The organism is Boseongicola sp. (assembly GCA_014075275.1).
Classification (GTDB): domain Bacteria; phylum Pseudomonadota; class Alphaproteobacteria; order Rhodobacterales; family Rhodobacteraceae.
Map to the genome: position 1 here is coordinate 954,855 of CP046179.1, position 24,000 is coordinate 978,854.

Genomic DNA, 24,000 nt, shown 5'->3' on the forward strand with positions numbered 1-24,000 from the left:
GAACAAATAGGCAACAACGCAGCCCGCCCGCTGCCTGATCCCAAATGAAGGAACACTTCAATGACCGAATTGAAAGAAACTATTTTGCGTAATTCCGGGACTCTCGTTCTGGATTTTGCTGGTGCAGTTGCGCTTGTTTCGATCTTTGTTGTCGTTCTGACTTTGCCCGGATTTAGTTAAGAATTCATTCTGCCTGCGATCTGGATTTCCGACCACGCATTCTGTCCCCAACTTTGATGCGTAGACATTGTCCCGTCGATAAACCCCTTGTCCGGGGGTTGGTCGGTTTCCCCACCAGATACGCCACTAACGCCGCCATCGAAAATGATGTGCGGCGTTTTTTTTTGAGCATCAATAGATAACCGGAAATGTTCTAACCGTAAGAAGTTCGGGATTCAATTTCGCCAAAAGCATCCACGGTTGCTTCGAGGGCCAGCAATATGGAAGCATGTCGGTTTTTGAAGTCGCGTGCTGGAAGAAGCGTTTCAAAGTCATTGAATGGCAGATCAGGAACAGGTCCGTCATTGACCAGCATAGCTTTGAGTTGATCCCTTGCCGTGACAATTTCGGATTGTGTGCGTCCGATGACATGGCGCGCGAAGATGGATGCAGAAGCCTGTCCCAGTGCGCACGCTTTAACATCCTGACCATACTCAGTGATTTTGCCTTCTGTAACCACGACATCGACAGTCACAGTTGAGCCGCAGAGCGGTGAACGCCGTTTTACGGTTGCCATTGGTGATGCAAGTGGTTCACTCAAAGGAATATCCGATGCCAATTCAAGGATACGCCCAGAATAGAGCTTTATGAGATCAGTATCTGGCATCACTTTCCTTCGACGTTCTTCGCACTTAAATAGAGGCTTCAATGTCGATTGAAAAGGACAGGGCCATGTCATTTGATCCGGGAACTCTGGACTATAATTCAGACGGGTTAATTCCTGTTATTGCACAGGATTCCAAGACCAATGAGGTCCTGATGATGGCATGGATGAATTCCGACGCCGTCGCACGCACATTGGAGACCGGAAAGATGACCTATTGGTCAAGATCTCGACAGCAATATTGGGTCAAGGGCGAGACGTCGGGTCATACACAGGCACTGGAAGCGCTTCGTGTTGATTGTGATCGGGATTGCCTATTGGCAATTGTGCGCCAAGTTGGCCCGGCTTGCCACACGAACCGAGTTTCGTGTTTTTACACCGGCGTTGAGACAGGAAACGAAGTTGAGTTGCAATCACCGCAATCCATTTAGGCAGCGCGCAAATCATTAAAAGGATCGATCACAATCCAATCAGTTCGCGGATGTGGGCAGCTGATGCTCCGCTCTGACGATAGCTATCAATGGACCGTGCATCATCTCTTTTGGCCAGGCGTTTTCCGTTTTCATCCCTGATCAGCCTGTGGTGCCGATAAATCGGTGTCGGCAATGACAAGAGACGCTGTAGCAATACGTGAATATGGGTCGCCTGGAAAAGGTCCTGACCGCGAATGATGTTCGTAATTTCTTGTGCCGCATCGTCCACAACAACTGAGAGATGATAGGACGTTCCAAAGTCTCGACGGGCAAGGACAATGTCGCCAATTTCGGTAACGGCCTGATCTTTATCCATTGATACAGCACCAGTCTCTTGGTTGGGTCCAGCTCCTTCTTCTTGGAAAGCCAAAGTCGCTGGATCGGCAATTGCTTCAAAGGCCGCTTCGATATTCAACCGCAATGCTGCGCCTTGAGGCAAGGCCGTTGAATGAGGATCCTTAGATCGACAAGTGCCGGGATAAACCGTTCCGTCTGGTCCAGATAACGGAGTGCCTTCGTTTGCGGCACTTGCAGCCGAAAGGATGTCTTTTCGTTTGCAGGAGCAGGGATAAAGAAGGCCCCGTGCCCAAAGCGACTGCAAGGCGTTTTGATAACACTCTATCCGCTCCGATTGCCGCATCACTGGTTTTGTCCAAGACAATCCGAGCCATTCCAAATCACGGAAAATCTGCGATTCCCAGCTTTTCCGTGAACGCGTCTGATCAATGTCTTCTATCCGTAGAAGGAATTCTCCCGAGCCATTCTGGACGGCTTGAAAATTGAGGAGGGCCGAAAACGCGTGGCCAATGTGTAGTGGGCCGGTCGGCGAAGGGGCGAAGCGCGTTCTCACGCTTTGTGTAATACATACACCGCGGATTGCATGTTCTTGGCGGGTAAATGCGGACCTAGTTCTTCAAACACAAGTTCAGTGTCAGGCGCCAGCAAGGCAATATCCAATCGGTCAGTGTAACTACGGTCAGCCAGCGTGGCGTCGTTAAAACTGAAGGCAAGCAAGCCCCCTGGTGCGAGTACATCTAATAGCAAGTCTAGGGTTTCTGGCGGTGCGGCACCTAAACTAATGACCCCGGTCGCGGTGATGATGGGATAATCACCACGCTTGATGTGACCGAGTGTACCCGGTTCAGACACCCAAACTTGGCGATAAACACCTTTCTGTTCTGCGAGAGCGAGCATTTCATCCGAAATGTCGGTTCCATCGATAACATCAAACCCAACTGATTTCAGAGCGATACCGGAAAGGCCGGTTCCACATCCGAAATCCAGCACGGGCTTTTCGACGTTTGCACCAGATTGACGAAGAGCGAGAGCAATACGGGCAGGGGTCGCATACCCCCATTCCGCAACGTCGGAATCGTATTCGCTGGCCCAGTTCGAATAGATCTCTTGGATTTCTTCAGTCGAGTGGGAAGTCCAAAGATCGGCGCTTGGTGATTTGCCTGACATCCCTCGATGTTACGTCATGGAAATTCGCGACGCGACAAAAAAGAGATTGGAACTATGTGATTGATACAGGCGCTTCGTTTTACTCTGCGGCAATGGGCGTGCCGCCACATGCTTTTATCCAGTCCAGCCAATCGGCCTTGGCGCGATCTGTATAGGCTTTGTAGCGTTCGCGTCGCCCACGCCGGCCGCCTTTTGCATCGATGGCCGGGAAGAGACCAAAGTTGACGTTCATTGGTTGAAATGTTTTCGCGTCGGCTCCACCGGTGATATGATGGATCAAAGCACCAATTGCAGTGACGTTTGGCACGGGTGGAAGCGATGTTCCGCTCAATTCCGCTGCGGCAAGCTGACCTGCCAGCAAACCCATTGCTGCACTTTCAACATAGCCCTCGACTCCTGTAATCTGACCGGCAAACCGAATGTTCGGTTTGGTCTTAAGTCGCATTTCTGCATCAAGCAGCCTGGGACTGTTCAAGAATGTATTCCGGTGAATGCCGCCAAGTCTGGCAAATGAAGCGTCCTGAAGGCCTGGGATCATTTTGAAAACGTCGGTTTGCGCTTGGTATTTCATTTTCGTCTGAAATCCGACGATATTGTAAAGGGTACCAAGGGCGTTATCGCGTCTGAGCTGAACCACAGCATAGGATTTGTTGTCGGGGTCGTGTGGATTGGTCAACCCAACCGGCTTCATCGGTCCAAACCTAAGAGTTTCGCGGCCGCGATCAGCCATGACCTCGATTGGAAGGCATCCGTCGAAATACCCCGCGGTTTCGCCAGCTTTGAATTCAGTTTTGTCCGAAGCAATCAACGCGTCAATGAATGCCTCGTATTGGTCCTTGTCCATGGGGCAATTGATGTAGGCTGTCCGTTCTTCCTCGGTGTCGCCCTTGTCATAGCGGGACTGCCGCCAGGCAAGATTCATGTCGATACTGTCGGCGTAAACAATAGGTGCGATTGCATCGAAGAATGCCAAGGCATCCTGACCGGTTTCGTTCTGAATAGACGCAGCAAGAGATCCGCTTGTCAGTGGTCCAGTCGCAATTATCCATTGCCCCTCGTTAGGAAGCTCGCTGATCTCCCCAAGCTCAATCGCGACATTCGGATGCGCCTGAAGTCTTTCGGTTACGGATTTTGCAAAAGCTTCACGGTCAACCGCCAACGCTCCGCCTGCGGGAAGTTTATGACGGTCGCCCATCTCCATGATCAACCCACCAGCCGCACGCATTTCCCAATGTAAGAGACCAACCGCATTCTGTTCGGAGTCATCAGAGCGAAATGAATTTGAGCAAACCATTTCAGCAAGATCGCCGGTTTTGTGAGCGAAGGTTTCGACGCTGGGGCGCATCTCGTGCAATACTACGGAAACGCCGCGATTGGCCGCCTGCCAGGCAGCTTCGCTGCCAGCCAACCCGCCACCAATGATGTGAAGTTTCTTTTCGCTCATGTGGGGCGATGTAGCCCCAAACCGATGTGTTTAAAAGAGACTAAGAGATGCGAACCATATCGAAATCTTCGCGAAACTGGTTTTTTATTGATTTACGTCTGGCCGTCGTTTGATTTGCAACCGGTTCAAACCCTTCGTTGTGACTGGATTGTAGTCCATCAAGGTCAGTTGTTTCGCTCGCACTGGCTAGATGTTGAAACATAGCGGCGTCATCAGTTTCGGAGCTTGTCTCATTAATAGTTTCGTTGCCTGAATAGGTCAGAATGAGAGCACCAATAAGGGCCAGGTCCCGCCAGAACGCGTCAAGATCATGTGCCAAAGAATTTGAGAGCATTATTACGTAGCTGGCCCAAAAAAGCATCACTGCAAGAACCAGCGCCGCCAGTCGACGCTGCCGACCGATCAGGATCATTAGAGCCAAAGAAAATACAATTGCGCTGGTCAGAATGTGATCAAAGGGCGCTGGAAAAATCGGAGCGGCCAGCACGCTTACATCGGTGCCAGCAATAAAGCCAACTGATAGCGCCATAAAGTATGAGACGATCAGTAGGCGTACAAGTGAATGTCCGGAAATGGATTGATGAAAGATCTTCGCGGCAGCCGTCCGCATGATGAATGTCCCCTATTTTTCGGGCGCACTATACCCGTAATACTCGACACCCAGATTACCAAATCGCCTAGCAGATAGGCGACCCGAACCGGTCTGCTTTACAATTCAGGCAGTTATGAGGCGGAACTTGGGCCGGACTAAGGCTGCTACCACAGATCGCGCCGGACCAACGAAGCAACAGGGTCGGTCGAGCGAAACTGTCGTGTGGTTGGGCTGACTCCGCCGGATGCACCAAGAGACCAGCTTATGCCGAGTCCAAGACGCGTTTCTCCGGGCGCTCCACTTGCGCCGGTCAGCCCACTTTGCGTCAGGTTTCCATAAATGCCCCAGGGAGCCCCTGAAGGACTATAGCGTGCAGACAATCCGATATCGTAAGCGATGGCTTGGAATCCGGCCTCGTCAAACTCAACCAGATCAAGAGACCCTTCGATCTCGGCTGTGGACGATATCGCGTGCACACTTGAAATCCCTGCAAAAATAAAGTCCAACCCGTTTACATCACTTATCCCCATGCCGGTCTGTATCTGGATTGTGGTTGACGAATTCAGTGCCAGCATTCCTTCGACACCTAGAGCCGCCCAAGACATCGTGCGGCCATCAACGTCAGCCAAGGTCGCGAAAACTCCGTATTTCTGGTTGGCAACCGGGTCCATGTATAAATGTGCGCCCAGCTGACCAATGAGGCCATAATCTGTGTCCGAAAGGATTACGTCTCCTTGGAAACCGTGTGCTGAGGTGATTGCCACATCCAATCCAAGGCGGAAGTCGGATTGAGCGTTCCCATCTTCGTCCTGTAGTGCTCCGAAGCGAAGCTCTGCCCCCTGTATGCCGAGACTTGATTGAGCCAACACCGGGGAAGCCGCAAAAAGGGCCAAGGTTAACACTACACTCTTAAACATGAACTCACTCCGACCAAGCGCAACTGCCGCCGCCCATGAGTTTTATGACAAAGATACAATTTAAAGAAAAGTTCAATCTTAATAAATGGTTAACTGGTAAATACGTTAACCTTCGTTAAGATTTGGGCGGTTCCGGTTAAGATTCCGGCCACAACCGCCCAATTTTTTGCATTTACTCGGATTCTGGCTGTTCCGGAGTGTCAGAGTTCACTTCATCCTCTTCTTGCTCGGCGATCCAAGCCACGGAAACCACTTCTTCACCTTCGGAGGTATTGAAAACCTTTACCCCACCAGCGCCTCGCGACCGGAACGAAATCCCTTGTACCGGCACCCGGATTGACTGGCCTGTCGTTGTGGCCAACATAATCTGATCACTGGTTTCGACCGGGAAACTTGCAACCAGGCCACCGCCGCGCATTGCCGCATCCATGGCCCGAACACCCTGGCCGCCGCGCCCGCGAACGGGGTAGTCATGGCTGGATGACAGTTTGCCCGAGCCTTTGGCTGAAATCGTCAGGATCAGATCCTCGGCTGCACGCATCTCTTCAAATCGCTCGGGGCTGATGGCACCCGCAATTTCTTCTTCCTCGTCACCACCTTCGCCATCGTCCGCAACCCCTTCGGCGGCACGGCGCATTTTCAGGTATCCGGCGCGTTCTTCTGGCGTCGCCTCGAAATGCCGGATGACGGACATGGATACGACCGTGTCCCCTTCAGAAAGTTTAATACCCCGAACGCCGGTTGAATCGCGGCCTTTGAAGACGCGTACAGCAGTGGTTGAGAAGCGGATGGCACGGCCCGAAGACGTGATCAACATCACGTCGTCTTCTTCCGATGCGATACGGGCATTCACCAATGTCACGCCCTCGGGCAGCTTCATAGCAATTTTGCCGTTGGATTTCACGTTGGTGAAATCGCTGAGCGCGTTGCACCGCACGTCGCCTGTCGCGGTTGCAAAGACGATCTGTAGTTCGTCCCATTCATCTTCATCCCGGTCCACCGGCATCATGGCCGCGATGGAAACCCCTGTAGGGATTGGCAGAGTTTTGACGATAGCCTTGCCTTTGGACGTTCGTCCACCAAGGGGCAGGCGCCAAGTCTTCAGCTTGTAGGCCATGCCGTCGGTCGTAAAGAACAGCAGCTGCGTGTGGGTGTTGGCGACAAAAAGATTGGTGACGACATCGTCGTCCTTCATCGTGCCACCGGAAAGACCCTTGCCGCCGCGCTTTTGGGCGCGGAAGTCGGCCAGCGGGGTTCGTTTGATGTAACCCGACTGAGTCACCGTTACGACCATGTCTTCACGTTCGATCAGGTCCTCGTCGTCCATGTCGCCAGACCAATCGACGATTTCTGTGCGACGAGGGACAGCAAACTGATCTTTCACGTCTTGCAGCTCAGTCGAAATAATCGACATGATCCGTTCGCGAGAGCCCAATATATCAAGGTAATCCTTGATCTTGGCAGCCAGCTCTTCCAGCTCGTCCGTAACTTCCTTGACGCCGATTTGTGTCAGGCGTTGCAAGCGGAGTTCCAAAATGGCACGGGCCTGGGTTTCGCTGAGGAAATAGGTGCCGTCATCGTTCATCGTATGGGACGGGTCGTCGATCAGGCGGATATAGGCTGCAATGTCTGAGGCGGGCCAGCGGCGCTCCATCAAGCGTTTACGAGCTTCGGGGGCGTCGGCGGATGACCGGATAGTGGCGACCACCTCGTCAACGTTAGACACCGCAACTGCCAGACCACAGAGGATATGGCTGCGTTCGCGGGCTTTTCGCAGCTCATAGGCTGTACGCCGCGCAACAACTTCTTCGCGGAAGGTGATGAAATTGGTCAAGAAATCGCGAAGAGTCAGCGTTTCCGGGCGTCCACCATTCAGTGCAAGCATGTTGCAACCAAACGAGGTTTGCATGGCCGAAAAGCGGAATAGCTGGTTCAGCACGACGTCGGGTGTCGCATCGCGTTTCAGTTCGATCACAACACGCACGCCGACACGGTCGCTTTCGTCCTGAATACCGCTGATGCCTTCAAGTCGTTTATCACGAACCAGTTCGGCGATCTTTTCGATCATCGAAGACTTGTTCACCTGATAGGGAATTTCATCCAGAACAATGGCATAGCGGTCTTTGCGGATCTCTTCGATCCGGGTTTTGGCGCGCATGATGACGCTGCCACGGCCTTCGAGATAGGCTTTGCGGGCACCGGAACGACCCAGAATGATACCGCCCGTGGGGAAATCCGGGGCCGGGATGTATTCCATTAGGTTTTCGGACGACAGATCCGGGTTATCGATTAAGGCCAGCGTGCCGTCGATGACTTCGCCGAGATTATGCGGTGGAATATTGGTGGCCATGCCGACGGCGATGCCGCCAGCACCATTGACCAGCATGTTCGGAAACCGCGACGGCAGGACAATGGGTTCCTGGTCTTTGCCGTCGTAATTGTCTTGAAAATCAACGGTATCCTTGTCGATGTCGGCCAGCACAAAGTCAGCGACTTTCTGCATCCGAACCTCGGTGTAACGCATGGCGGCCGGGTTATCGCCGTCCATTGAACCGAAATTTCCTTGCCCGTCGAGCAAGGGCAAGGACATCGAGAACGGTTGGGCCATACGCACAAGGGCGTCGTAGATCGCGCCATCACCGTGGGGGTGGTATTTCCCCATGGTGTCACCCACGGGGCGGGCGGACTTGCGATAGGACTTGTCGGCAGTGTTGCTGGTTTCATACATCGAATAAAGAATTCGGCGATGAACAGGCTTCAGGCCGTCGCGCAGATCGGGGATGGCGCGGGAGACGATGACGGACATGGCGTAGTCGAGATAGCTGGAGCGCATCTCGTCTGCAATGGAGATTGTCGGGCCGTCATGGCGGGGGCCTTCGGGTGTGTTTTCGTCAGTAATTTCAGGTGGTTCTGGCGTATCGGTCACGATTTGCTCGCTTATAGTTGAGACCGTCTAGATTTGGTTAGTAACCTTCTATCAGACCGCTAGACCTAGGTGCAATGGGGCTTGAAGCACCTTTTTAGCAGCCAGTTTGCCACCTTGATAACACATTGTTTTCATTGAAAAGTAATCCTTTTTGTGGCTCAATTTTATTGGGGCAAGAAAGGCAGGTTAAAATGAGCCATTCTGAGATCGAAATGATGTTGAAAGGCTACGGGCTGACGACGGCAGAGTTTTTCTATCGAATGCCGGACTTTCAATCGGTGCTGAATACATTCGTCTGGCAGGAGTACGACCTGGCACCGGATCATCCTAAGCTGTTCAAATTCATAGAGTTCTGGCAGGAAAAACTGGATGGTCCGCTACATTCGGTGCGCTTTGTGCACCGTAAAATGATCGCGCCGGGGGAATGGCGAAACGTGACCGGAGAGTTCGATTTGAACTGATTTCGGTGCGAATTTCGACCTGTCTGTATCGCGTCGGTATTACGTCGGTGGACCCGAACGCCTGTGTAGGGTTTCGTTAAGGCCTGGGTAACCGGATTTCCACACGAAATCCGGGGGCGGGCTATCGCCCGCTGCCTTCGGCGAGGATATTTTGGGGCCAATAATGATCGCAAAATGCGATGCTGGTCAGATGGATTTCAGAGCTTTGAACCAGAGAGCGGCAAGGAGGAGCGAGAATATAGCGTTCCAGCCCGCCATGGAGATGCCCGCCAACGCCCAGGCGACTTCGTCGCACATCACGATATCGACCGGAACGTCGATAGACAGAAGTTGGTCGCCACTGAGCGCATCCAGCGAGGTGCCACCGCCAGTGCAGGTGGAGGGGCCTTCCCACCAGCCAAACTCGACGCCGCTGTGATAAACACCCAGACCTGCGGTTGCCAAAGCTGACAGCAGCCCCAAGACGCCCCAGACCAGAAACGGGCCCGTCGCCAGAACCAACCCGCCTATGACGACAGCCGTTGCATGGGGCCAACGTTGATAGAGGCATAGTTTGCACGGAGCATATCCAAGGGACTGGAAGATATAGGCACCAGTGAGAAGCGCCAGCGAACCGCCAGCAGCCAGGAGCATGAGATTGCGTCGGGTCATAGATACCTCAGCATATAAAATCCGCCGACTAAGAGAACGACGAACAGGGTAAACAGGAGCCCCAGAAACTTCTCGATGAAATCCCGGATTGGGGCGCCGAACTTCCACAGGAGCCATGCCACTAGAAAGAAGCGCAAGCCCCGGGCCACGATTGAGGAGATTATGAAGACTGGCAAGCTGAGAGACGTCCAGCCTGACATGATCGTGATGACTTTATAGGGAAAAGGCGTCACCCCGGCGATCAGAACCGCCCAGGCTCCGTAGTCATTGAAGCGTTGATTGAAACCTTCGACGGCTTCAGCCTTGCCATAGAAATCGAAGATCGCCTGACCGATGGTATCAAAGAGGGCGGCACCGATAAAATAGCCGAACAGACCGCCAAGCACCGAAGCAATGGTTGCCACAAGCGCGATGAGCCAAGCCCGTGACGGGGCGGCAATGATCATCGGAATGAGCAGAACATCCGGCGGAATTGGAAAGAACGAGCTTTCCACAAATGCAACCAGAGCCAGCGCCCAAAGCGCGCGCGGATGCCCTGCCAGCGATAGTGTCCAGTCGTATAGGCGCTTGATCATCGATATGCTCGTTATTTTTGTCGAGCTAGGCCATAGGGGAGGCGTTGTCGTCAAGGGCGAGGGCGTGCAATTATCGTGAATATTGTGACGAGGTAAGGAGCACGGGTGACATGAAATGGCGCGGACGGCGGGGCAGCCGAAACATTGAAGACAGACGCCGACGCGGTCGCGCAGGCGCGGGCGGCCAGATCGGGCTGGTGGGGGTTCTGGTCATTCTGGGCATCGGATATTTCTTTGGCGTCGATGTGACACCTTTGTTGCAAGGCACTGGTCAAGGCGCGAGTGGCTCGGTGCAATCAGTTGAGTTAACACCAGCAGACGAACGTGCCGGGCAATTCGTGTCTGTGACATTGGCGGACACGGAAGAGGTTTGGGCAGATATATTTCGTGCACAAGTGGGTGAAACATATCGGCCGGCGACACTGGTGCTGTTCAAAGGCGTGACGCAAAGCCCCTGCGGTGGTGCCCCGGGGGCGACAGGGCCGTTTTACTGCCCGGCGGACAAGAAGGCGTATCTGGACACCTCTTTTTTCACCACGCTTGAGCAACGGCTGGGAGCGGGTGGTGATTTCGCGGCAGCCTATGTGGTTGCCCATGAAATTGCTCATCATGTTCAAAATGAGTTGGGTGTATTGAGTCAGGCCAACAAGGTTCGCGCGCAAGTCAGTCAGGCAGAATCCAACGAGATTTCGGTTCGTATTGAGCTTCAGGCAGATTGCTTTTCCGGCATCTGGGCGCGCGAGGCACAGGCCAAATTTGGTTCTTTGGAGCGTGGGGATGTTGCCGAAGCCATGAATGCAGCCCGCCAGATAGGAGATGATACCTTGCAAAAGAATGCAGGGCGGGTGCCGCAGCCGCATACCTTTACCCATGGCACATCAGAGCAGCGTCAGCGGTGGTTTACCACCGGGTTTGAAAGCGGTGATTTGAGAGACTGCGACACCTTTGGCACGGATCGACTTTAGGGGCTTTTCGTTGCCGCAGAAGGACGCTAAGAGAGCGCTTAGTGCCCGAGTGGCGGAATGGTAGACGCAGGGGATTCAAAATCCCCCGCCTTCACGGGCGTGCGAGTTCGAGTCTCGCCTCGGGCACCATCCGCAAATGTTCGAATTGGCTTGTATGCTGCCTTGGGGATGTGAGGGTTGCGGCCTGTTCCCCTTGCAAAGCGACAAGCTTCGTGGCCTGAAAGGGCAATGATGCGACTGATCTTGATAACTTTGCTGGCGCTTTTACCTGTACGTCTGGCTTGGGCCGGGGACGTAACGGTTGCAGTGGCCTCGAACTTTCTGACGGCGGCCGAGGCGGTTGTTGAGGCCTTCGAGGAAGAAAGCGGCCATCAGGTGACCCTGACCCATGGATCGACCGGTCAGATATTTGCGCAGGTAGTATCGGGTGCGCCGTTCGATGTATTTCTTGCGGCCGATCAGAAACGGCCCCGTGAGTTGCGGCTGCAAGGGATTGCCTCGGCGCGCCGGACCTATGCCATTGGCGAGTTGGTTTTGGTGTCGCGAGATCGTATCGATGTGGATTTGGCAGCCGAGGCTTTTGCTGGGGAGCGGGTGGCATTGGCGGACCCTATGGTCGCGCCATATGGGTTGGCGGCGACATCTTCGATGGAAAGTTTGGATCTGAACACGGCGGACTTTCAACCGCTGCTGGTATCGAACGTCGGACAAGTGGCGACGTTGTTTGTGACAGGCAATGCGGATCTGGCCTTTGTGGCCCAGTCGCTGTTGCCATTGATTGATGCGCCATTTGTAACATCTATGGAGGGGCGGCATCCCCCGATCCGACAGGATGCGGTATTGATGGCACGCGCAGACGGGAACGAAGCCGCCGAGGCATTCTGGGCGTATCTTTTTCAAGACAGAGCACGAGCGATCATTACTGCAAATGGATATAGCTTGCCGGAATGACGATTTGGCCGGCCATATCGCTGACGTTCCAACTGGCGGCGTTGACCACGGTGATCCTGATGATCATTGCGCTGCCGCTGGGGTGGTGGTTGGCGACGACGCAGAACCGGTTGCGGCCATTGGTCGAGGCGGCAACAACGTTGCCACTGGTTTTGCCGCCGACAGTTTTGGGATTTTATCTGTTGATCTTTCTGAGCCCGAATTCGGTTTTGGGCGGGCTGTGGGTGCGGATGACCGGGGAGACGTTGACGTTTTCCTTTACGGGTCTAGTGATTGCGTCGCTGGTTTATTCGCTGCCATTTGCGGTACAGCCCATGCAGACGGCATTTTCAAGCGTTCCAATCGCAACGCTGGATGCAGCCCGGACATTGGGCGCGACGTCGCGGGATGCGTTCTTTTCGGTGGCTTTGCCTTTGGCGCGGTCGGGGTTTCTGACAGCTTCGGTACTGACCTTTGCCCATACTGTGGGCGAGTTTGGCGTGGTTCTGATGGTCGGGGGGAATATTCCCGGCGAAACGCGGGTGATCTCGATTGAGATATTCACGGCTGTTGAGACGCTGGATTATGCGACGGCGCATCTGTTGTCGCTGGGGCTGATGGTGTTCTCGTTTGGCGTTTTGACTTTTGTCTATCTGTTCAATCGCCGGGGAGGGGTTCGGGTTGGTTAGCCAACTGGATTTCCGCATCCGGCTGCGTCGGGGGCAATCCTTTCATTTGGATGCCGAGGAATCGGTTCCATTGAGCGGGGTTACGGCTCTGGTTGGTCCGTCAGGTAGCGGTAAGACAACGCTGTTGCGGGCACTGGCGGGATTGGATTTGCAAGGTGGCGGTGAGAGGCGCGTATCCTTCGCTGGTCGTGACTGGGACGCGCCAGGTGTTTGCGTTCCGCCAGAAGACCGTCTGGTTGGATTTGTCTTTCAGGAACCTCGGCTGTTTCCGCATCTAAATGTCGAAAACAATCTGAACTATGGGGCAAAACGGCGGAAGGTTGGTTCGTTCGACGCAATAGTTGAGGCCCTTGACTTAGGCGGTTTTCTGGACCGAGACATAAACGGATTATCGGGAGGCGAGGCCCGGCGTGTGGCTTTGGGGCGTGCCCTGGCGTCTAATCCTGCCATCCTGTTTCTGGATGAGCCGATGGCCGGGTTGGACGCGGCACGAAAAGCTGAGTTTTTACCTTATGTTGCGCGCGCAGTTTCACAGGCACGGGTGCCAGCCCTTTATGTCAGCCACGCTGGCGACGAAATTGTAGCACTGGCGGATCGTGTTCTAGAGATAACGGCTGGGCATCTGACAGGGTGGCGCACGCCGCCAATGCGCCTGTTGGCGCGGGTCACGACTGAGATGGCCAATGGCGTCGAGGTTCGGCTTTTGGGTGCAGAAGACGCAGAACTGGACGGGCGGTTTGTATTGCCGATGCGCGCGATGCCAGATGAGCTTGTTGGACTGGGCTTAGCACCGGAAAGTATCCACCTGAGCTCCAACCACCCCGGGGAAGGATCAGCGCTTACGGTTCTTCCGGCGGTACATTTTCCCGGTGAAGGCGCTGGCGGACGTGCTGTTTTAGAAGTGGTGGGGCAACGAATGACCCTTCCTGCGCGCTTGCGAGTGCCGGATTCCAAGGAACTTTGGCTGTCGATACTGCGGGTTTTACCGCGTCCAGAGCCGAACGATTCGGTCGTGTAAGCGAAAATCCGCTCATCAATCCTTGAGAAATTCGAGTATTGGATCGGATTAGAAAACGCTGCCGAGCAAATTGTGAGCGCAAACTTTATCTAAGATGAAAGTTAGTTAAAATTTCGCATTAATTCCAATTACTAAACAATCAGGACCCGTTTTTTAGCAAGGTGCGTTTGGCTTTGTAGGTCAAGTGATTGAAAAGAGGTCTGTTCGATATTTTGCGATTGTTTTCGATTTGTATTCAATAAGCATTTTTATATGCGGTATTAGCTATGTTAATTTCCGGGATCATTCCTAATTCTGCTGGAATGTCGCCTTCCTTCTGCCTTTTTTCCTTTGGCGGAAACCCGCCGAACGTTAACCTCATTTTACCTCGCTGGGGGGTAGTGATGCGGCCATGGGGGTGCCGCACACGCTTTGCAGAACTGTTTCTGCAAGGGTGGGTATCGAGTGCTGCCACGTATTGGCGGCGGGGATCGATGCGCCCCGTGTGATTTCAGCCCTGGTGGAGGGCTTCACGGACGCCGCATTGATCCCCGCACATACTAAGTCCCACAAACCCCCAACCGGGGTTCTTTCGATCAAATCAATCAACAAAGCGAATGCCGCAAGGCACGCGCATTTCCATCATTTCCACTCTTGAAGTGGTGGGTGGCCAGAAAGATCAGCGCTCAGGAATGAGGCCGCGCGGGCTGAAGCGTAGGACCAACAACAGGATGACACCCATAGTCAACAAGCGCATGTAGGCGACGCCGTCCAGCAAGTGCTCTTTCAGCGCATTGCCGTCAGCCAGACCCATTGTCACGGTTTCGATGAATAGCTGTCCCAGGGGTTCGACCTGGATCCAAAGGAACCAGATCAGAAACCCACCAAGAACCGAACCGAAGTTGTTGCCGGACCCGCCAACGATCACCATCACCCAGACCAGGAATGTGAAACGCAGCGGTTGATAGCTGGTTGTGACCAGTTGTCCGTCGAGCGTGGTCATCATGGCACCTGCAAGCCCGCATATTGCCGACCCAAGAATGAATACCTGCAGGTGGCGTGCGGTGACGTCTTTGCCCATGGCCTCGGCTGCAATTTCGTTGTCGCGGATTGCGCGCATCATGCGGCCCCACGGAGAATTCAGCGCCGACTGCGCAAGCCACAAAAGCAGAAGAAGAACCGTCAGAAAGAGACCAGAGTAGGCCAGTTTTACAGTGATTGACGACGCGGTCACGGGATCGAAGCCCCAGCTGTTCATGCGCGTCACAAAGGCTTCGGACTGCTGCAGATCAATCTCGTATGGAACCGGGCGGGGAATACCGATGACGTTTTTCACGCCGCGACTAAGCCAATCTTCGTTTTTGATCATGGCGATCACGATCTCGGCGATGCCAAGCGTGGCAATGGCCAGATAGTCGGATCTGAGGCCAAGGGCCGTTTTGCCGATGATCCAGGCCACGCCAGCCGCCAGAAGGCCGCCCACAGGCCACGACAGGATCACAGGCAGGCCAAAGCCGCCCAGATAGCCCGTGCTTGCCGGATTAACCTTTTCGATGGCTGCGGTGGCCGGATCCAGAATGGCGCGGTAAACGAAAAAGCCGATAACGAGGAGGGCGAGAAGCGCCAGAGCCCGATTGCGCCCGGACGCCATGTGTTGCCAGAGTTTGATTGCGCCGACGATTGTCGCGACGCCAACAAGGATGGCGATGATGACGCGCAGGCCACCGGCGGCCCAAGCCTCGCCTACGGGGGGCATGGATACGATGACGGCACCAAGACCGCCAAGGGCCACAAAACCCATGATGCCGATGTTGAAGAGGCCGGCGTAGCCCCATTGCATATTCACCCCAAGCGCCATGATCGCCGAGATCAGACCCATGTTTAGGATGCCAAGGGCGATGTTCCAGCTTTGCAGCATGCCCGTTAGTCCGATCAGGCCAAGGACGATGGCGAACATGGTGATATTGCGAACAGGAATATTCATAGCGATTTCCCCGCGAACAGGCCGGTCGGTCGGAACAGAAGGACAATCACCAGAATGGCGAAGCTAACGGCGAATTTGTAGTCGGTCGATATGAGTTGGACGAGGCTGCTTGGCTCTAGAGATTCCGGCAAGAGGTAGCCAGCGACCTTTTTAAAGGCGTAGGTCACCGTGACTTCGGAGAAGGCGATGACGAAGCCGCCTGCAATTGCGCCCACCGGGTTGCCAAGGCCACCGACGATGGCGGCGGCGAAGATCGGCAGGAGCAGTTGGAAATAGGTGAAAGGCTTGAAGGATTTGTCGAGGCCGTAGAGGACGCCTGCGGTCGTTGCCAATGCGGCAACAATGATCCAGGTGATGATGACGACGCGTTCGGGATTGATGCCAGAGAGCAGGGCCAGGTCTTCGTTATCTGAAAACGCGCGCATGGATTTACCGGTGCGAGTTTTATTCAGGAACCAGAACAGCAGTGCGACGGCGATGATGGCCACGACGACCGTCAGAACGGCAGTGGATTTGATTGCCAGGCCCTCGCTAAGGCCGGTTAGCGTTTTGAAATCCCTTGCGGAAATGATGAAACGTTCTCCGTCGGCGAAGCGTTGATCGTTGGGGCCGATGATAAAGCGCACGAGGCCGTTCATGATGAACATCACACCCATTGAGACGATGACCAGAATGACAGGTGCGGCTTTTTGTTGGCGGTAAAAACGGTAGACGAAGCGGTCGGTGATGAGCAGGAGACCGGCGGTGACACCAATTGCGACGGGCAGGGAGAGGAGGGCGGTTGGTAAGGGGCCTAGTGAGACGCCCATGCCTTGCAGCCAGAACGTCACTAGAACGGCGACCATTGCGCCAAACGCCATGGTGTCGCCGTGGGCGAAGTTCGAAAACCTCAGGATGCCGTAGATCAGCGTAACACCCAGCGCGCCAAGTGCCAGTTGGCTGCCGTAGACGACGCCCGGCAAGAGCACAAAATTGGACAGGGCGGTGAGGGCATTCAGAAAGTCGATCATGCGGCTTCCTTGCAGGTCAAAAAGTGGAGTTCGCTTTGCGGCGGTTCGAAATTTCGTTTTATCCAGACGATGGTTTCGGGGCCGGTAAAGATCATGTCGTTTTGGGTCCAGTCGGCGGACGCCCAGGAAAGACGACGGTCTGCGCTCAAATCGGCTGAGTAAGTGGCGATACTGGTTTGAAGTTCGAATAAGCCAGTGCCATCGGGACCAATGCTGACCGGTGCAAGTGCAAATTCTAGAGCGGATCCGTCAACGATACAGTTGCCCGCATCGGTGCAAGTTCGTGTCACGGTGCAATCGAATGGTCGCACATCGCCTTCTGCCAAGGCAGGCATGGGCACCAGGACGACCAATAGAGAGAGAGCGCCGCGCATCTTCATCCCCCAAGGAACGATCTGCGGACTTCTGGATCATCCAGAAGGGCCTTGCCGGTATCGGTGTAGGCATTTCTTCCTTGCACCAAAACAAATCCTTTATCCGCGATATCAAGCGCTTGGCGCGCATTTTGTTCGACCATCAGAATCGAGATACCGGTGCGGGCAACTTCGATAATACGATCAAAAAGCTCGTCCATCACGATGGGGCTAACGCCTGCGGTGGGTTCGTCCAGCATCAGGACTTTGGGTTGGGTCATCAGCGCGCGACCGACAGCCACTTGTTGGCGCTGACCGCCAGAAAGTTCACCTGCAGCCTGATTTCGTTTATCACGGAGGATTGGAAACAGCGTGTAAACCTGTTCCATCGTCTCGGAGATATCGTCCTGACGAAGAAATGCGCCCATTTCCAAGTTTTCTTCGACGCTCATCGACGTGAAGATGTTTGACGTTTGCGGCACAAAAGCCATGCCCTTGGCCACCCGCGCTTGCGGTGTCAGGTTGGTAATGTCTTCACCGTCAAGGCGAACACCACCTTCGCGCAGGTTCAGCATACCGAAAACAGCCTTCATGGCGGTGGATTTGCCGGCGCCGTTTGGGCCGACGATAACGGCAATCTCGCCTTCATCCACGGCGATGGTGCAACTGTGAAGGATATCGGCACCGGTGCCGTATCCGCCGGTCATGGCATCGCCGACCAGAAACGGATTTTCCGAAGCGGCATTCATGGCTCCGGCGTGCGCCGGGCGTGGGGTATCGGTTGTTTCGGTGCTCATGAACCAGCTCCCTCAACAACTTTATTCTTCAGGCCGGTGCCCAGATAGGCTTCGATCACCTGTTCGTTCGATTTGATTTCTTTGATGGACCCTTCGGCCAGGACCTTGCCTTCGGCCATGCAGATAACGGGGTCACACAACCGGCCGATAAAATCCATGTCGTGTTCGATGACGCAGAACGTATAGCCGCGTTCTTTGTTCAATCGCACGATGGCATCGCCAATGGTGTTCAAAAGAGTGCGGTTCACGCCTGCGCCGACCTCGTCCAGAAAGACGATCTTGGCGTCGACCATCATGGTGTGCCCAAGTTCCAGCAACTTCTTTTGGCCGCCGGACAAGTTGCCCGCCTTTTCATCCCTCAAATGATCTATTGTAAGAAATTCAAGGACTTCATCGGCTTTCTTCAACAAGTCGCTTTCTTCCAGAGCAATCTTGCTGCGACCGATCCAGGCATTCCAGATGGTTTCACCGGATTGACCGGAAGGAACCATCATCAGGTTTTCGCGCACGGTCATTGACGAAAATTCGTGAGCGATCTGGAACGTTCGCAACAAGCCCTTTTGGAACAAGGCATGCGGCGGCAGACCGGTTATATCTTCGCCGTTCATGAAGACCTGACCGCTGGTCGGCGGCAATCGTTCCGCAATGACATTGAATAGCGTTGTTTTGCCAGCGCCGTTTGGCCCTATCAGTCCGGTTATCGAACCGGTCTTGATTTCAAGAGTCGAGCCATCGATGGCATGAAACCCACCGAAATGCTTGTGCAGATCTTTTACGACAATCATGGATACCCGCCCATCACCTATCCACGTTAAGAAACGGCCCGGAATCTTTCCGGGCCGTCTTAGGTTAGCTATGTGATCTTAGCGGAATTGGACGGTTTTGATTTCGCCGCCGTCAATTTCGATCTGACGGTAGTTACCGGCACTTTCACCGGGTCCGATCAGTTTAACAGCTGTGCCGCCGACGTAGTCAATCTCGCCGCCATCAGCCAGGATCTGAAGACCTTTTGCCAATTCTCCTGGGAAAATCTGTTCACCTGGAGCGTTGGCAACATTCATGACGTGCGATTTGTATTCGCCCGGATCGGTCGACCCAGCGGCTTGCATGGCCAGAAGGATCAAAGCCGCCGCATCGTAGCTTTCGGGTGAAAATGGCGCAGTGCCCTGGTAACCACGAGCTTCGCCGATGGTGCCCATAGCTGCAGCGCCAGGGCTGTCGGTGCCAGGAACCTGGCCGGTTGAGCCGTCAATCTCGTCGCCGAAGCGTTCGACGATAGAGTCACCAATCATGCCGTCTGGCAGGTGGAAGGTGTCAAATGCACCAGTGTCCAGAGCAGCGCGGATGATGCCCGGACCACCTTGGTCGAGGTATCCAGCAACAACAAGACGCTCGCCACCAGCTGCGGAGAGTGCACCAACTTCAGCCGTGTAGTCAGCTTTGCCGTCTTCGTGGGCTGCATTGATGGTTACTGAACCACCGGCAGCTTCGAACGCGGATTGGAAGCTATCTGCCAGGCCTTTGCCATAGTCGTTGTTTGTGTATGTGACGGCAACTTCATCGATGCCAAGTTCCATCAGGATCTCGGTCATAACGACACCCTGACGGGCATCGGATGGTGCAGTTCTAAAGAACAGGTCGTTGTCTTCGATGGTCGACAGCGACGGCGAAGTTGCCGACGGTGAAATCATGACCATGCCATTTGGCAACGCGACATTGGTGAATGCAGCACCTGTCGCGCCAGAACAAAGGGCACCGACGATGCCGCTGACTTTGTCGCCAGTGATCATCCGTTCAGCGACAGCCGCTGAGGCCGCAGCGTCGATACACGTTGAATCGCCGCGAACCGAGGATACTTTAAGACCGTCCAGCAATCCGCCGCTTTCGCTGACTTCGGCGATGGCGGCTTCGGCACCGGCAGCCATGTCAGGTGCCAACGATTCAGCTGGTCCTGTAAAGCCCAGCATGACGCCAATTTTAATTTCTGAGGCGTGACTGCCAGCGAAGGCAGACCCGGAAGTCAGTGCCAATGCTGCCGTCGCCATAAGTAGTTTTTTCATTTTTTTCTCCCTGAGTGGATTTTTTGGTCCGGTTTGGAACCTAAATCGGGTGTTTCAGAAAGAAAAGGGTTCAGTTTAGCCTGACGCAGGGTCACATTTTGGAGAAATCGTTGGGGAGCATGCGGTTTGCGGCTTAGATGACCTCAATAGGGATGTGGAGAGCGAATGATGTTGCGATATCTGGCGAGTGCGTTGGCGTTGCTTTGGGCGACTGAAACAGTAGCGCTGGATGCCTCGGCGGGGCCGGTCGAGGTTCAAAGAGTTGCCTCTGGCTTGGATAACCCATGGGCAATCGGGTTTTTACCGGGCGATCGCGTGTTGATCACAGAAATCTCGGGGCGCTTGTTGTTGCTGGAAAATGGCGAGTTGCACGTCATTAACGGTGTCCCGCCCGTTGAGTCCGACGGTCAGGGTGGATTGTTGGATGTGCTGGTGCAGCGCGATTTTGCTGACACCCGCGAAGTTTTCCTGAGTTTCGCAAAGAAACAGGGCCGCGAGGCAGGGACAGCGTTGATGCGCATTCGCCTGAGCTCGGATTATCGCAATGTGGCTGATGCTGAAACCATCTTTGAGATGGCAGCAGGATCCAGTGGCGGCCTTCATTTCGGGTCCCGCATCGTTGAGGCACCAAGCGGCGCGCTGTTTTTGACGGTTGGAGAAAGGGGTGATCAGCCCTCGGCGCAGGATTTGAGCCGCGAGAATGGTTCGGTCGTGCGGGTGAACCGGGATGGGAGCATTCCGCAGGACAACCCATTTGTCGCAACACCGGGCGCGCGGGCCGGAATTTGGAGTTATGGCCATCGCAACCCACAGGGGGCTGCTTTGGATTTGGACGGCAATCTGATCGTGGTGGAACACGGCGCGCGTGGTGGTGACGAGATCAATCGTATTCGGCGCGGCGCAAATTACGGCTGGCCCGTGATCGCATATGGTCGGCATTACTCGGGCGCGAAGATTGGCGAGGGCATCGCCAAAGATGGTATGGAGCAACCCGACTTTTACTGGGATCCTTCTATCGCGCCATCGGGATTGATGGTCTATTCCGGCAGACTTTGGCCAAAGTGGCGGGGCGACATTTTCGTTGGCTCTTTGAAATTCGACTATATTTCGCGGCTAGAGGGATCGCCGCTGAGGGAAGTTGAGCGGTTAGAAAGCAAAGAAACCAACCGTGTTCGCGACATACGCGAGGCACCAGACGGCAGCATTTGGTTCTTAAGCGTGAACAACGGAGCGCTTTATCGGATCGCCCCCAAAACTTGAGTGATATCAGATCGAAAGCCGAGAAGCCTGCGCACCACGTTCACGGTAGGGCGTTGTATTGTATTGAGCCCGGTAACATTTCGAGAAATGCGACGGTGAGGCAAAACCGCAGGCCAAAGCCACGTTGATAACGCTCATATCGGTTTGCATCAAAAGATTGCGCGCTTTTTGTAGTCGCAATTCCATGTAATAGCGCTTGGGCGACCTATCGAGATAGCGCCGAAACAAACGTTCTAACTGTCGGGTCGACATACCCACATCTTTGGCAAGTCCGGATGGGCTTATCGGTTCTTCAATGTTGGCTTCCATCATTCGTATGACGGCGGACAGTTTCGGATGGCGCACCCCAATTCGGGTTGGCACCGAAAGCCGTTGTGTGTCCTGATCAGTGCGGATTGTTGTGTAAATCAACTGGTCCGCAACAGCGCTGGCAAGAACTTCGCCGTAATCATCGGCGATAAATTTAAGCATCAGATCTATCGACGCCGTTCCACCTGCCGTCGTAAAATTTTTACCGTCGATCACAAATACTGATTTGGTAAGAGTTACGTCCTGAAATTCTTCGATAAAACTGTCTTGGTTTTCCCAGTGGATTGTCGCGCGCTTGCCATCAAGCAAACCAGCTTTGGCCAAGGCATACCCCGCGGTGCAAAGACCGCCAATTGAGACACCCCGACGGGCCTCTCGCCGTATCCAGTTTAGCAGCTTTTTTGTAGTCGCCGACGCAACATCTATGCCGCCGCAGACGACGATTGTTTCGTCACGATGAATCTCGCCCAGGTCGCCGTCGAGATTAAAGACAGTACCGGCGGAACAAGTCATGGAGTCGCCGCCTTCGCCGATCACGCGCCACTCATAGAGTGGCTGACCCGCCATTCTGTTTGTGATGCGCAGGCTTTCGACCGCGCAGGAGTAGCACAGGAGTGTAAACTGATCGAGTAATACGAAAACGAACTTCCGCGGCTTTCTGCCTGCGTTAGCGACTTGAACTGTCTGCACGAAGTTGTCTGTCATCGGCCCTTTCCCGAGCGCGCGTTGAGCAATACCGAAACACCATTTCCGAAGGCGGGGCAAGTCATCCGATCTACAATTGCGCCAGAAATTATCGCAAATCTTCTGGTCGGATTGACGCAAATAGCTGTTTTCAAGGTCAAAGCTCTGCCATATAACCGCGCCTTGCAACTTTTGATGACGTTGGAGACCAAAGATGAGCGATTGGCAGAAAACCGGGTGGAGATCCAAACCCAGGGTGCAGATGCCTGACTACGTCGATGCAGAAGCATTGAACGCGGTCGAGGCCCGTCTTGCCACCTATCCACCGTTGGTATTTGCAGGTGAAGCGAGGCGCCTGAAGGCTACACTTGGCGCAGCCAGCCGTGGAGAAGCATTCTTGCTGCAGGGAGGAGACTGCGCAGAGAGCTTCAGCGAATTTTCAGCAGACAACATCCGCGACACATTCAAGGTGATGTTGCAGATGGCGATGGTGCTGACCTATGGCGCGAAAGTGCCAGTGGTTAAGGTTGGCCGGATGGCAGGGCAATTTGCCAAGCCACGTTCGGCACCAACCGAGGTGATTGATGGCGTTGAATTGCCATCCTACCGCGGCGATATCATCAACGAGCTTGATTTCACCGAAGGATCTCGCATTCCCAACCCGGAGAAAATGCTGCGCGGCTACACACAGGCAGCGGCAACACTGAACTTGCTTCGCGCGTTTTCGACTGGTGGTTTTGCCGATGTGCATCGGGTGCATTCATGGACGCTTGGCTTTACGGATCGTGACGATGCCGAGCGCTACCGCGATATGGCCAACCGTATTCAGGATACGTTGGACTTTATGGCTGCCGCTGGTTTGTCCGGCGATCAGAACCACGAGTTGAACACAGTTGATTTCTACACCAGCCATGAAGCCTTGTTGCTGGAGTATGAAGAGGCATTGACCCGCGTTGACACGACCACGGGCAAATGGCTGGCAGGGTCCGGTCATATGATCTGGATCGGCGACCGAACACGGCAGCCTGACGGTGCACATGTGGAATTTGCCAGCGGCGTTCAGAACCCAATAGGTCTGAAATGCGGCCCGTCTACAACGGCTGAAGATCTGAAAGTTCTGATGAGCAAGTTGAACCCGGAAAATGAAGCCGGGCGTTTGACACTGATCGCACGTTTTGGCGCTGGATCGGTTGGCGATCATCTTCCACGCCTTATCAAGGCAGTGAAGGAAGAGGGCGCAAACGTGGTTTGGTCCTGTGATCCTATGCATGGCAATACGATCAAGTCGTCCACTGGTTATAAGACGCGTCCGTTTGACTCGGTTCTGCGGGAAGTGCGCGAGTTCTTCCAGATCCATGCCGGTGAGGGCACGGTTCCGGGCGGTGTGCATTTCGAGATGACCGGTCAGGACGTCACAGAATGCACCGGTGGCGTCCGCGCGGTGACGGACGAGGATTTGTCAGATCGTTATCATACAGCCTGTGATCCGCGATTGAATGCCTCGCAATCGTTAGAACTGGCGTTCCTGGTTGCCGAAGAGCTTTCGGCACGTCGCAATGGGCAACAGGCTGCAGCCGCCGTCTGAACGCCTTCATAGAAAACAAAGAAAGCCCGCCGATTTTGGCGGGCTTTTTTA

General features: G+C 54.4%; 25 protein-coding genes and 1 tRNA gene. 10 read left to right on the forward strand and 16 right to left on the reverse strand.

Annotation, left to right across the window (positions count from 1 at the left end; all coding sequences use genetic code 11):
- Positions 1–373: 373 nt before the first annotated feature.
- Positions 374–829: an iron-sulfur cluster assembly scaffold protein gene (locus GKR98_04805; protein QMU57581.1), complete on the reverse strand. Its 456-nt coding sequence runs from the start codon at positions 827–829 to the stop codon at positions 374–376.
- 44 nt (positions 830–873) lie between these two features.
- Between GKR98_04805 and hisI the strand changes: the two genes are divergently transcribed.
- Positions 874–1,254 carry a phosphoribosyl-AMP cyclohydrolase gene (hisI, locus tag GKR98_04810; protein QMU59968.1) on the forward strand — a complete coding sequence of 127 codons (381 nt, stop codon included), beginning with the start codon at positions 874–876 and terminating at the stop codon, positions 1,252–1,254.
- Positions 1,255–1,282: 28 nt separating this feature from the next.
- Here hisI and GKR98_04815 read toward each other — a convergent pair whose 3' ends face one another.
- The 6 genes from GKR98_04815 to gyrA form a co-directional block, all read right to left on the reverse strand.
- Positions 1,283–2,146, reverse strand: coding sequence for a tRNA glutamyl-Q(34) synthetase GluQRS (locus tag GKR98_04815; protein QMU57582.1), 864 nt, complete (start codon positions 2,144–2,146; stop codon positions 1,283–1,285).
- Positions 2,143–2,760 carry a methyltransferase domain-containing protein gene (locus GKR98_04820; GenBank protein QMU57583.1) on the reverse strand — a complete coding sequence of 206 codons (618 nt, stop codon included), beginning with the start codon at positions 2,758–2,760 and terminating at the stop codon, positions 2,143–2,145. The genes GKR98_04815 and GKR98_04820 overlap by 4 nt, the downstream gene beginning before the upstream one ends.
- A gap of 79 nt (positions 2,761–2,839) precedes the next feature.
- The gene (locus tag GKR98_04825) at positions 2,840–4,204 is read right to left on the reverse strand and encodes a methylenetetrahydrofolate--tRNA-(uracil(54)-C(5))-methyltransferase (FADH(2)-oxidizing) TrmFO (protein ID QMU57584.1); all 1,365 of its coding nucleotides are present in this window, start codon (positions 4,202–4,204) and stop codon (positions 2,840–2,842) included.
- A gap of 40 nt (positions 4,205–4,244) precedes the next feature.
- Positions 4,245–4,814: a hypothetical protein gene (locus tag GKR98_04830; protein ID QMU57585.1), complete on the reverse strand. Its 570-nt coding sequence runs from the start codon at positions 4,812–4,814 to the stop codon at positions 4,245–4,247.
- Positions 4,815–4,960: 146 nt separating this feature from the next.
- The gene (locus tag GKR98_04835) at positions 4,961–5,713 is read right to left on the reverse strand and encodes a hypothetical protein (GenBank protein QMU57586.1); all 753 of its coding nucleotides are present in this window, start codon (positions 5,711–5,713) and stop codon (positions 4,961–4,963) included.
- 172 nt (positions 5,714–5,885) lie between these two features.
- Positions 5,886–8,639: a DNA gyrase subunit A gene (gene gyrA / locus GKR98_04840; protein QMU57587.1), complete on the reverse strand. Its 2,754-nt coding sequence runs from the start codon at positions 8,637–8,639 to the stop codon at positions 5,886–5,888.
- A 191-nt stretch (positions 8,640–8,830) separates the two neighbouring features.
- Here gyrA and GKR98_04845 point away from each other — a divergent pair, with 191 nt between their 5' ends.
- The gene (locus GKR98_04845; protein ID QMU57588.1) at positions 8,831–9,100 is read left to right on the forward strand and encodes an aspartate-semialdehyde dehydrogenase; all 270 of its coding nucleotides are present in this window, start codon (positions 8,831–8,833) and stop codon (positions 9,098–9,100) included.
- 186 nt (positions 9,101–9,286) lie between these two features.
- Here GKR98_04845 and GKR98_04850 read toward each other — a convergent pair whose 3' ends face one another.
- A complete protein-coding gene (locus GKR98_04850) occupies positions 9,287–9,751 on the reverse strand; it encodes a disulfide bond formation protein B (GenBank protein QMU57589.1) in 465 nt (154 codons plus the stop codon).
- A complete protein-coding gene (locus GKR98_04855) occupies positions 9,748–10,326 on the reverse strand; it encodes a DedA family protein (GenBank protein ID QMU57590.1) in 579 nt (192 codons plus the stop codon). The genes GKR98_04850 and GKR98_04855 overlap by 4 nt, the downstream gene beginning before the upstream one ends.
- A 110-nt stretch (positions 10,327–10,436) precedes the next feature.
- Between GKR98_04855 and GKR98_04860 the strand changes: the two genes are divergently transcribed.
- The 5 genes from GKR98_04860 to GKR98_04880 all read left to right on the forward strand — a co-directional run bounded on the left by GKR98_04860 (position 10,437) and on the right by GKR98_04880 (position 13,928).
- A complete protein-coding gene (locus tag GKR98_04860) occupies positions 10,437–11,291 on the forward strand; it encodes a hypothetical protein (protein QMU57591.1) in 855 nt (284 codons plus the stop codon).
- Between the two features lie 43 nt (positions 11,292–11,334).
- A tRNA-Leu gene (locus tag GKR98_04865) sits at positions 11,335–11,420 on the forward strand.
- 99 nt (positions 11,421–11,519) lie between these two features.
- Entirely contained in the window at positions 11,520–12,242 is a 723-nt protein-coding gene (gene modA, locus GKR98_04870; GenBank protein ID QMU57592.1) for a molybdate ABC transporter substrate-binding protein, read from the forward strand.
- Positions 12,239–12,910 carry a molybdate ABC transporter permease subunit gene (gene modB, locus GKR98_04875; GenBank protein ID QMU57593.1) on the forward strand — a complete coding sequence of 224 codons (672 nt, stop codon included), beginning with the start codon at positions 12,239–12,241 and terminating at the stop codon, positions 12,908–12,910. Before modA ends, modB begins: the two co-directional genes overlap by 4 nt.
- On the forward strand, positions 12,867–13,928 hold the full coding sequence (locus GKR98_04880) for an ATP-binding cassette domain-containing protein (GenBank protein QMU57594.1): 1,062 nt from the start codon (positions 12,867–12,869) through the stop codon (positions 13,926–13,928). Before modB ends, GKR98_04880 begins: the two co-directional genes overlap by 44 nt.
- A 658-nt stretch (positions 13,929–14,586) precedes the next feature.
- Here GKR98_04880 and GKR98_04885 read toward each other — a convergent pair.
- The 6 genes from GKR98_04885 to GKR98_04910 all read right to left on the reverse strand — a co-directional run bounded on the left by GKR98_04885 (position 14,587) and on the right by GKR98_04910 (position 20,111).
- On the reverse strand, positions 14,587–15,891 hold the full coding sequence (locus GKR98_04885) for a branched-chain amino acid ABC transporter permease (GenBank protein ID QMU57595.1): 1,305 nt from the start codon (positions 15,889–15,891) through the stop codon (positions 14,587–14,589).
- Positions 15,888–16,898: a branched-chain amino acid ABC transporter permease gene (locus tag GKR98_04890; protein QMU59969.1), complete on the reverse strand. Its 1,011-nt coding sequence runs from the start codon at positions 16,896–16,898 to the stop codon at positions 15,888–15,890. The genes GKR98_04885 and GKR98_04890 overlap by 4 nt, the downstream gene beginning before the upstream one ends.
- Complete coding sequence (locus GKR98_04895; protein QMU57596.1) at positions 16,898–17,275, reverse strand: hypothetical protein; 378 nt, start codon at positions 17,273–17,275, stop codon at positions 16,898–16,900. The genes GKR98_04890 and GKR98_04895 overlap by 1 nt, the downstream gene beginning before the upstream one ends.
- Positions 17,276–17,277: 2 nt before the next feature.
- Positions 17,278–18,051, reverse strand: coding sequence for an ATP-binding cassette domain-containing protein (locus GKR98_04900; GenBank protein ID QMU57597.1), 774 nt, complete (start codon positions 18,049–18,051; stop codon positions 17,278–17,280).
- Positions 18,048–18,836 carry an ATP-binding cassette domain-containing protein gene (locus GKR98_04905; GenBank protein ID QMU57598.1) on the reverse strand — a complete coding sequence of 263 codons (789 nt, stop codon included), beginning with the start codon at positions 18,834–18,836 and terminating at the stop codon, positions 18,048–18,050. Before GKR98_04905 ends, GKR98_04900 begins: the two co-directional genes overlap by 4 nt.
- Before the next feature lie 78 nt (positions 18,837–18,914).
- Complete coding sequence (locus tag GKR98_04910; GenBank protein QMU57599.1) at positions 18,915–20,111, reverse strand: ABC transporter substrate-binding protein; 1,197 nt, start codon at positions 20,109–20,111, stop codon at positions 18,915–18,917.
- 168 nt (positions 20,112–20,279) lie between these two features.
- Here GKR98_04910 and GKR98_04915 point away from each other — a divergent pair, with 168 nt between their 5' ends.
- A complete protein-coding gene (locus tag GKR98_04915; GenBank protein QMU59970.1) occupies positions 20,280–21,371 on the forward strand; it encodes a PQQ-dependent sugar dehydrogenase in 1,092 nt (363 codons plus the stop codon).
- Positions 21,372–21,377: 6 nt separating this feature from the next.
- Here the strand turns inward: GKR98_04915 and GKR98_04920 are convergent, their stop codons facing one another.
- Positions 21,378–22,385, reverse strand: coding sequence for a helix-turn-helix domain-containing protein (locus tag GKR98_04920; protein QMU57600.1), 1,008 nt, complete (start codon positions 22,383–22,385; stop codon positions 21,378–21,380).
- Positions 22,386–22,406: 21 nt separating this feature from the next.
- Here GKR98_04920 and GKR98_04925 point away from each other — a divergent pair, with 21 nt between their 5' ends.
- Together GKR98_04925 and GKR98_04930 are read left to right on the forward strand one after the other, a co-directional pair.
- Positions 22,407–22,634: a hypothetical protein gene (locus tag GKR98_04925; protein QMU57601.1), complete on the forward strand. Its 228-nt coding sequence runs from the start codon at positions 22,407–22,409 to the stop codon at positions 22,632–22,634.
- Complete coding sequence (locus tag GKR98_04930) at positions 22,579–23,949, forward strand: 3-deoxy-7-phosphoheptulonate synthase class II (protein QMU57602.1); 1,371 nt, start codon at positions 22,579–22,581, stop codon at positions 23,947–23,949. Before GKR98_04925 ends, GKR98_04930 begins: the two co-directional genes overlap by 56 nt.
- Positions 23,950–24,000: the final 51 nt, after the last annotated feature.

What these genes read in the sequence shown, in the direction of transcription:
- GKR98_04860 (QMU57591.1), top strand. Translation starts at nt 10,437, where the DNA reads ATGAAATGGCGCGGACGGCGGGGCAGCCGAAACATTGAAGACAGACGC.
- GKR98_04830 (QMU57585.1), bottom strand. Translation starts at nt 4,814, where the DNA reads ATGCGGACGGCTGCCGCGAAGATCTTTCATCAATCCATTTCCGGACAT.
- GKR98_04910 (QMU57599.1), bottom strand. Translation starts at nt 20,111, where the DNA reads ATGAAAAAACTACTTATGGCGACGGCAGCATTGGCACTGACTTCCGGG.
- GKR98_04855 (QMU57590.1), bottom strand. Translation starts at nt 10,326, where the DNA reads ATGATCAAGCGCCTATACGACTGGACACTATCGCTGGCAGGGCATCCG.
- GKR98_04900 (QMU57597.1), bottom strand. Translation starts at nt 18,051, where the DNA reads ATGAGCACCGAAACAACCGATACCCCACGCCCGGCGCACGCCGGAGCC.
- GKR98_04930 (QMU57602.1), top strand. Translation starts at nt 22,579, where the DNA reads ATGAGCGATTGGCAGAAAACCGGGTGGAGATCCAAACCCAGGGTGCAG.
- GKR98_04835 (QMU57586.1), bottom strand. Translation starts at nt 5,713, where the DNA reads ATGTTTAAGAGTGTAGTGTTAACCTTGGCCCTTTTTGCGGCTTCCCCG.
- GKR98_04850 (QMU57589.1), bottom strand. Translation starts at nt 9,751, where the DNA reads ATGACCCGACGCAATCTCATGCTCCTGGCTGCTGGCGGTTCGCTGGCG.
- GKR98_04820 (QMU57583.1), bottom strand. Translation starts at nt 2,760, where the DNA reads ATGTCAGGCAAATCACCAAGCGCCGATCTTTGGACTTCCCACTCGACT.
- GKR98_04845 (QMU57588.1), top strand. Translation starts at nt 8,831, where the DNA reads ATGAGCCATTCTGAGATCGAAATGATGTTGAAAGGCTACGGGCTGACG.
- GKR98_04825 (QMU57584.1), bottom strand. Translation starts at nt 4,204, where the DNA reads ATGAGCGAAAAGAAACTTCACATCATTGGTGGCGGGTTGGCTGGCAGC.
- modA (QMU57592.1), top strand. Translation starts at nt 11,520, where the DNA reads ATGATGCGACTGATCTTGATAACTTTGCTGGCGCTTTTACCTGTACGT.
- modB (QMU57593.1), top strand. Translation starts at nt 12,239, where the DNA reads ATGACGATTTGGCCGGCCATATCGCTGACGTTCCAACTGGCGGCGTTG.
- GKR98_04920 (QMU57600.1), bottom strand. Translation starts at nt 22,385, where the DNA reads ATGACAGACAACTTCGTGCAGACAGTTCAAGTCGCTAACGCAGGCAGA.
- GKR98_04895 (QMU57596.1), bottom strand. Translation starts at nt 17,275, where the DNA reads ATGCGCGGCGCTCTCTCTCTATTGGTCGTCCTGGTGCCCATGCCTGCC.
- GKR98_04905 (QMU57598.1), bottom strand. Translation starts at nt 18,836, where the DNA reads ATGATTGTCGTAAAAGATCTGCACAAGCATTTCGGTGGGTTTCATGCC.
- GKR98_04885 (QMU57595.1), bottom strand. Translation starts at nt 15,891, where the DNA reads ATGAATATTCCTGTTCGCAATATCACCATGTTCGCCATCGTCCTTGGC.
- GKR98_04915 (QMU59970.1), top strand. Translation starts at nt 20,280, where the DNA reads ATGTTGCGATATCTGGCGAGTGCGTTGGCGTTGCTTTGGGCGACTGAA.